The sequence below is a fragment of the Rheinheimera sp. NSM genome (genome assembly GCF_052380015.1).
In the GTDB taxonomy this organism is placed as follows: Bacteria; Pseudomonadota; Gammaproteobacteria; order Enterobacterales; family Alteromonadaceae; genus Alishewanella.
Genome location: NZ_JBQTCI010000008.1, coordinates 166,688 through 174,664, shown reverse-complemented (window position 1 = coordinate 174,664; position 7,977 = coordinate 166,688). Strand labels below are relative to the sequence as shown.

The window sequence follows — 7,977 nt, the reverse complement described above, 5'->3', positions numbered from 1 at the left end:
TTCATCTTTTTGTTTTAGCTGATAATTTTGTGGGGATACCTCAGGATCTGACCCCATTTATTACAGAAAGCCCATATCTTCGGCCCGATGAATCCAATCAGCATTAAATGCAATCTCGGCACTGCCTATTTAATGTTGATCTGACCCCATTTATTCTATGTTGATCTGACCCCATTTATTATAGGCACTGCCTATTTAATGTTGATCTGACCCCATTTATTATATTTATTCGGGTTTACTTATAAATTTACTAAGCCATAAACCAGTATAAAAAAACATTGCCCAAAAAGCACTTTGCCATAAACTACTTGCTATAGCAGCTGACGCTACAAATACTATCAAAATAACAAATGAATTGCCCTCTAACAGATCAGCCCTACTAAAATAAAAGCTAAGACAGAAACAAATAAACATCCCTAAAAACAACATTCCAAAAAACTTATTATTTCGTTCAGCTCTATTTTTTGTATTTTTCAAGTAATCTTGTTCAAGCCTTTTTAACTCTCTTAATTCTTCTCCAGTTAAATGGCCTTTCTCAAACTTTGATTCATAAATCTGCTTATACTCAGCATCTGCATTTATATATCCTAAAGCAAGGAAGTTAGTTCCTTTTACAAATACAAAAGTAGTGAAAACTAATGTTAATAATGCAAGCAGTTGATTTCTAATTTTCATTTTATCCACCATTTCCGAAAACTCCAGCACCATATCCTTCACAAGAAAATATGCAGCCTCTAATATCAATCGGAGTAAAACCTGTAGACAGACCTGTAAATATCCAATCAGTATTACCAGTTGGAATTTCTGGCCCAATGTTAATAATTTCGGAACTGTAGTTGTAAATGCCTTCTTGAGTGACTTTATATGTATATTCAACATCAAAGATTTCAACAAGCTCGTATATACCATGCTCTTGAACTAAAACTTCTAAGTTAACAGCTAAAGTAAGATGGTTTTTAGCTAGTTTATCTATAAGCGGCCCAGCAGCTTGGATTCCAACCCACTTTGGATCACCAAGTTCTCTTTCACTAGTAACAACTCTTCCATCAATTGAAGCTCTACGAGAAACCTGCTTGGTCACTTTAGTTATTGCCGATCTGCCTATCTGATTAAACAAATACTGAAACGCCGCTGTTTGGGCGCCATTGATAAACTTACCGCCGGAAATTTCTGAGGCTGTACCCCCTATTACAGCGGAAACAACGGTGCCATAAGCAACCTGTCCGCCAGATAAGTTTGAACCACCCGGCAAAAATGCCCCACCAGCACCTTTAGTTACACCTGCACTAAAGAAACCATGACCAAACTTACCACCTTGGAGACTGGCGGCAACGCCGCCAACTACCGCATGTGCACCTATCTGGCCTGCTATTTGGCCTGCGGTCAGGTAATTACCACCAAAGTTGTAATACCCATCAAAATTTAGCCCGTTGTCTGCAATGTCGCCCAGATTCGACATCCCGGCCTCGCTAAAGGATTCTCCTATCGATTTAAATGCATAACTTGAAGCAAACTGAGTTGCGCCAGCTCTCATTGCCGCGCGGAAATTCCCTGTCGCAAAATACACACCGTCAAAGGTTGAATGCGCCCCAGCAAGCATACCAAAACCCGGAATAAAACTAAGTCCTATTTGGTGCGCCATATTCAAATATTGGTTGCGCGAAAATACATTCTTATGTGAGTAATAACGACCATCTAACTTACTTAATGATTTATAAGCACTTTTCAGCGAAAAATACCCACTCGGGTCGGTATAGCTCATCGGGTTATTTAGCACATAGCTATAGCGGTTATAGTTCTGCAAGTTAGATGGCGCTTGAATAAAGGGATCTGCCTGCATAAAGCGGCCGAGTATCGGGTTGTAGGTACGGCCGCCCATATGAATAACCTCAAAGTCGTTAATCATTTTATGGCCGGTATAACCTTTGCTGTCGCCCGGGTTAGAGTAAGTGCTAAACACACTGTTGCTGCTTACGCTGTACTGCTTGCCCCAGGGGTCGTAGATAAACTGTTGCAGCAAGGAACCCGCGGCATTGGTGATGCTGGTGGTCGAGCCCTGGCCGTCTTTGTGCAGGTAATATTCGTCGTGGGCGTTATTGCTGCGCTTGGTAATTACCGCATTACCGACATAAAACTTATGCTCGGTTACCGCTGTGGGCAAGCTTACCCGCTCGTATAAACCGCCTATGTATAGGGTATCGGTGGTTTTGTTATCGCGCACATCAATACGGCGATACAGTTCGCGGTTAGGCCCGTAGGCAAAGTCGGTTCTGTCTGCGCCCTGGGTTACCCGGCCCGGTTTATCAAAGGCGGTATAGCTAAAGCTGCGTTTGCCGTCGTTGTTAACATTGCCATTGCCGTCGTAGCCAAAAGTATATGCTCCTGTACCGGTGCAACTTGTAGTGGTACCTACTGCCAGTAGACGGTTAGTTATGTTGTTGTCGTAGCAGTAGTTACCCACACCGGTTTTAAAGGTCATATTGCCAAAATGGTCGAAACGGTAGGTTTCGTTCATTTTAAGCGCGCCCGGCAGGCTGTTATAGCCGGTGCTGCCGATTACCGCGCTGATAGTGCGCGAGGTAACGCGGTGTAAATTGTCATAACCAAATACTTCGGTAAAGCCGGCTTTACTACCTACACTGCCAAAGTCCAGCTGGCGCTGCGTGACATTGCCCACATAGTCATAGTTGTAGTCCATGTTGTGTATATGGGTACTGCCGCGTTTCACGGTTAAAGTATCTAACCAACCACTGGCGTTGTAAAAACTGCGATCTTCGGTTACGCCGTTGGCATAGACCACCTTGGTTGCCTGGCCACGCGCATTTACTGCCTGAATATGCTGATACACGCGGTTAGATTTGTTATCGGTTAATTTAACCAGGCCGCCATTTTGGTACTCGTGCTTAATTACCAGATCGTCTGCCGGGCTCAATGTCCAGCTGGGGTAGGTAAGCAAGTGCAGGCGGTTAAAGCTGTCGTAACTGCTGCTAACACTAAAACTGCTGCCGGCAGCACGGGTAAGCTTACCTGATGGCAACGCCCGACTATTGTAGCTGTACACCTCTTCATAGTCTGGCGTTGCAGTGGCAGTACATTGCTGGTTAGTGCCAAAGCTGCGCACCCGGGTTAATTGGCCACGATTATAACTGGCCGAGCTATTGCCGTAATCCCAACAACTGGTGCCGGAAGGATCATAGCGGCGTGTCATGCGGCCGATGCTGTCATAGTCAAAGGAGGTAATCTGACTTTTCGCATCCGTTTGGCTTAACAATTCACCAAAGGCGTTGTAACTATAATTCCAGCTGCCTTTGTCCTGATCTTTCATGCGGTACTTACGGCCATAGGTGTCATAGTAGTTTTGCGTACGTAAACGCCGTGTACCGGCAATGTCCTCTGCATGCACAGTTTCAAGGTTGCCAAAGGCGTCGTAGGCATAATCCAGAATATTGTTTAAATGATCTTTCACCTGCTGTGTCTGGCCGAGGTAATTGCTCAGCGTCTGCTGCTTTTTGCCCTCAGGATCAGTGGTTACAGTTAAGAAGCCACGATAACTTACCTCACTAACACCACCACTGGCTAAATGGGTTTTGTAGGCACGTCCCAATGCATCGTATTCTACCCGGCTGGCAATTGTTGCAGCAGCACCAATACCCGGTTCGTAACTATATTCCGCCCGGCCTTGCGCATCATAAGTGGTGCGGCTAACCGACCAGCTTCCTGTCAGCAGCTTGCTTCTGCTTTCAATATCACGGCCGTATTTATCCAAAAACTGCAGCTGTTCACCGCCGCCATCGGCGTACTGCCGGATACGGGCGTACGCGCCACTGACACCGCAACCGCCAGATAACTGCGTGCAATAATGCCGCTCGGTATAACTGTTAATTACCGGATCGCTGCTGCTGTGGCCTTTAATATAACTGCGGTAGCTTTGCCCTAACGCATTTACATATTGCCGGCTGGTTTGATTATTGCTATCTACCGTATTAACGTAATTAATACGGCCTGTTACCGCATCTGCGCTAAGGCCGTTATAAGTATAGGTGGTTTTATACCCCAGGTGATTAATGCTTTCTTTCAGATAACGCAAACGCGCATCGTAAACGCTGTCGCTGTTGCGCGTTGCAGTTACGCTGCCAGCAGCATTGGTACCGGCAGTAACCGCTTTACGGCTGATATTGCCGGCAGCATCATAGTGATATTCAGTTGTAACGCGATAAGCCGCCAGGGTTGGCGCTAAGATCTCCTTTTTCAGCAGTAAGCCGCCGCTACGGTCATAATATTCAAACTTGCTGTCCCGCACAGTACTGCTACTGCCCTGCGTTTTTGTTACTTTAGTGGTTGCCAGCCGGCCGTAACGTTGCTCTGTAACCGTGCTGCCATAAGTATTAACGGTAGTGGTGGTTAACTTTTGGCTGGCATTATTGGCATCGCTTTGCACTACCGTATTACTGAGTAAGTTGCCATAGCTGTCATAGTTAAAGCTGCTGCTGGTTTTACTTAGCGCATAGTGCTGATTATTGCTGCCCAGTTGGTAGCTGTGCTCTTCGCTGCTGCTGATATAAGCAAAGACTCCGCCCTGATTGGTGGCCTTTCTGGCGACGTTGTTTTTCGCAAACGACAGTACATGCTCTGTGCCTGCGACATTGATTACCTGGGTAGTGGTTTTAGGGATACCGGTATAGGGCCACAACTGGTTATATACCGTTTCTGTAGTTACCCCTGTTTGTTGATCTTTAGTGCGCAGTACTTCAAAACCCAGCATGCCACGGCCTTTTTTATGCAACAACAGGCCGCCGTACTGGTAACTGACGCTGACTTTTTTAGCGGAGTTAACTTCTGAGCTAACCTTTGACACCACGTACATACCCGCCCGTGGCGAGAAAAAATCACTGCTTGTGTTGTTACCGGATGCATCACGAAAGTACACCGATTTGTTGGTGATGTTTTTGTATTCAATGTCAGTAACTACACCCCAACCATTAGTAATTTTATTAATGGCATACTCATTAATGTGCGGCCTCAGGCTGTGGTAGATTTTCCAGCCGCTGTCATTGGTTGCGGTAAGCAGATCGAGTTTGCCGTCAGCATTAACATCGGCAAACTGAATAGCCGCATTACTGTCAAAGGCACGGCTACCGCGCTGTTCAAATATGACTTGTTCAGTGGTATCCGTTGGTCGCGATAAATATATAGCCCAATTATTGCTGCTGGTTGGCAACAATACGTCGGTTCTGCCATCACCGTTGATATCAATAAAATAGTTCAGTCCGACCAAATTATTTACCACAGCTGGTAACCCCGACAAGCGGGCAGCCAGCAGCTTGGCACCATCAGACAGACGATAATACCAACGCGTATTGCTACGGTACATAATGTCGGTGTAACCATCGCCATTCAGATCAACAGCCCGGATATCAACAATATTGCCCAAATTTTGCTTTTCAACCAAACTGCTACCGGTAGAGGTAAACAGCTTAACGGAGGTTGTGGTTACCCAGCTACCACAAGCTGACATTGGGCTGGCCAGGGTACTTTGCGTGCTGTAAACCGGTTCTGATTGTATCTCGATCTGGCAACCTGACCCCGGATCTGGCTCCCACACGGTTTGGCTGACTTTTACAATCAGATCCGTCTTACCATCGCCATTGATATCCAACATTGATGCGGATTTCATATCAGCGGTATAACGGTCAGGATACATACCTCCTAAACTCTCACCAACAGCGCCTAAGTCTTCTTCACCTGCAAAAGGACTGCCGCTTACAACCCGGCCTAAATTCTGATACCAACGAAAGCGGCCGTCGCGGATATAAACAATATCTTCCAAGCCATCGCCATCAATATCGGCAATAAAAGCACCACCTTCCAGGCCATAAGCCTGCCGGTTGGTATTAATTACGGTGTGATTGAGCTGAATGTCGTAGGTTTCACATAAGCGCCGCCCATCAGGCTCCGGCTCACAGTAAGTACCGGTAGTTGTTGACGGGGTATAGGCAATAATGTGCCAGTTGCTGGTTGCTGAATCAGCGACTAATAAATCGCGTTGACCGTTACCGTTATAATCAATAGATTGAGCATATTGCCTTTTACTTATACCGACATTGGTTAAGCCTATTTCGCTGACATAATTATTGGTTACCGGCTCCTGCCAACAGAACGTCGGCTCACCCGGAATATTTTGACAGCGCTGTTCGTAAGTAACATGCCCACCACCTAACCGCAGTTTCCATTGATTGGAACGTACGTACAGCATATCAACATAACCGTCCCCATTGATGTCAATGAACTGCTGGTTGTAGCGATCATAAGAACTGCCTTTCTGCTCAGACGTTGTCGAAAAGGGTACATAGTTTTCAGTAACAGGCTCCTGCCAACAGAATTGTGGCGCGCCAGGTTCGGTTTCACAACGGGTTTGATAGCTGGTGGTTTTTGCAGCAGGTTTTTGCCAGCCAAATTGCGTTGCCGGTAAACATTGCTGCAGCGCTTTATCTGCACATTCTTGTATGGAAACAAGGTGGTTCTTTTCTTCCAGCACATTGGATGACACATAATTTAGCTGGTAATGCCGCACAACATTGGCATCTGCCGCTCCATCGAGATATACCGACACGCTGGACAACAGCTTTGACATCATCACGCGCGCTCCGGCCTGCCAGCCCGACGCTCGTTTCGGGTTAGCGGCATAGTTTAGCTGCACGCGGGCAAAAGGCGCTGTGCCGGCGACCCGGCCGGTATAATGCACTTCGCTTAAGTAGTGCTCGCCTTTGTTAAGGTCTTTTTGGTACTTGTAGACAATATAATTGCCTTTAGTATCTTTGATCGCCTTTAAAGCCCATAATCTGGCTTTGCCGGAGCCACTGGCTGTGTCAAAAAAGGCGTCAGCGCCTGTTTCTGCTCCACCGGACGCATTGCGCAAGCTTATTGCCAGTGCATTGCCCATTGTATCGTTACCACTAACCGCAGATACATCGCCGTAGTAATGGATCTCCCCTGACTTTGTCTCGACTGTCAAGGCTAAAGGACCTTGTGCAGATGAGCCGTGCCTGCGCACTGTGTTAAAGCTGTCAATTTCAGTGTGTAATACAGTGCTGTTGTTCCAGTAAGTGGTATCGGCAACACCTATATCATTTTCCCTGCTATTAGTTATCAGCCGCTGGCCATCCAGACACAGCCGATCCGAGGCGGTAAAAGACACATTACCCTGTACATTGTCTGTGGCGATATTTTTCGGGCAACGGCTAATGGCAGATGCACCGGAAATATTCCAACCGGCGCCCATGTAACCATCTCCACCTGAGCTGTTATAGCTAAATGCCAATTGAGGTTGAACGCCGGCAATACCTGCCGGTAAAGATAGTGGAATTTGGTAGGTTGCAGCTCCGGATTCATCAACTCTGAATTCGCCGGCGGTTAGCCCAACCATGCTACCTGCAACGATTGAACCTGCAGGCGGCTCTATTGGATCATAAGCACCACCACCTACGGCAGAAACAGATACTTCACCGTCAAGATTTGACAGCGTAAGTAATGGCTGATTTGCCTCGTGAAAGCGGAGCCTCAGTTCGTTAGCACCATCTCCGTCGAAGTCAGCAAACTCTATCTGCTTAACCGCAGAGTGTCCTTCACTTAACTGTAATGCCCGCCACTGTGCTTCTGTCAGTTGATTGATAACCCAACCATTGGAACCTTGCGTGAGTGCCAGATAACCGTTAACAGGGGTAAGAGCCAGCGGCACTGATACTTCACCGTGGATCAGAATAAACTTTTTAGGTGCTTCGAGATAAATATTACCGGCATAATCGGTGTAAACCTTGTAGCCACCGCTATCAGCTTTTACAGCAAAGCCCGTCAGTATCAATACGGTTAACAATAAACAACGAATTACAGCAAGCATGGGCAATCCTTTTAAAGCCGGTTTTATTTTTATCTGGCAGTGTTATTGCTTTTCAGAAGAAAAACCTGAATACAATATCGTTA

Annotated in this window: 2 protein-coding genes; both read right to left on the bottom strand. The window is 46.4% G+C overall.

Translation table 11 applies throughout. From position 1 onward, the window contains the following. Positions 1–225: 225 nt before the first annotated feature. Positions 226–675 (bottom strand): hypothetical protein, encoded by a 450-nt coding sequence (locus ACTZWV_RS18535; RefSeq protein ID WP_444787972.1) that lies wholly within the window; start codon positions 673–675, stop codon positions 226–228. A gap of 1 nt (position 676) precedes the next feature. Beyond that, positions 677–7,894 (bottom strand): FG-GAP-like repeat-containing protein, encoded by a 7,218-nt coding sequence (locus ACTZWV_RS18530; protein WP_444787971.1) that lies wholly within the window; start codon positions 7,892–7,894, stop codon positions 677–679. Between the last annotated feature and the right edge of the window lie 83 nt (positions 7,895–7,977).

What these genes read in the sequence shown, in the direction of transcription:
- ACTZWV_RS18535 (WP_444787972.1), bottom strand. Translation starts at nt 675, where the DNA reads ATGAAAATTAGAAATCAACTGCTTGCATTATTAACATTAGTTTTCACT.
- ACTZWV_RS18530 (WP_444787971.1), bottom strand. Translation starts at nt 7,894, where the DNA reads ATGCTTGCTGTAATTCGTTGTTTATTGTTAACCGTATTGATACTGACG.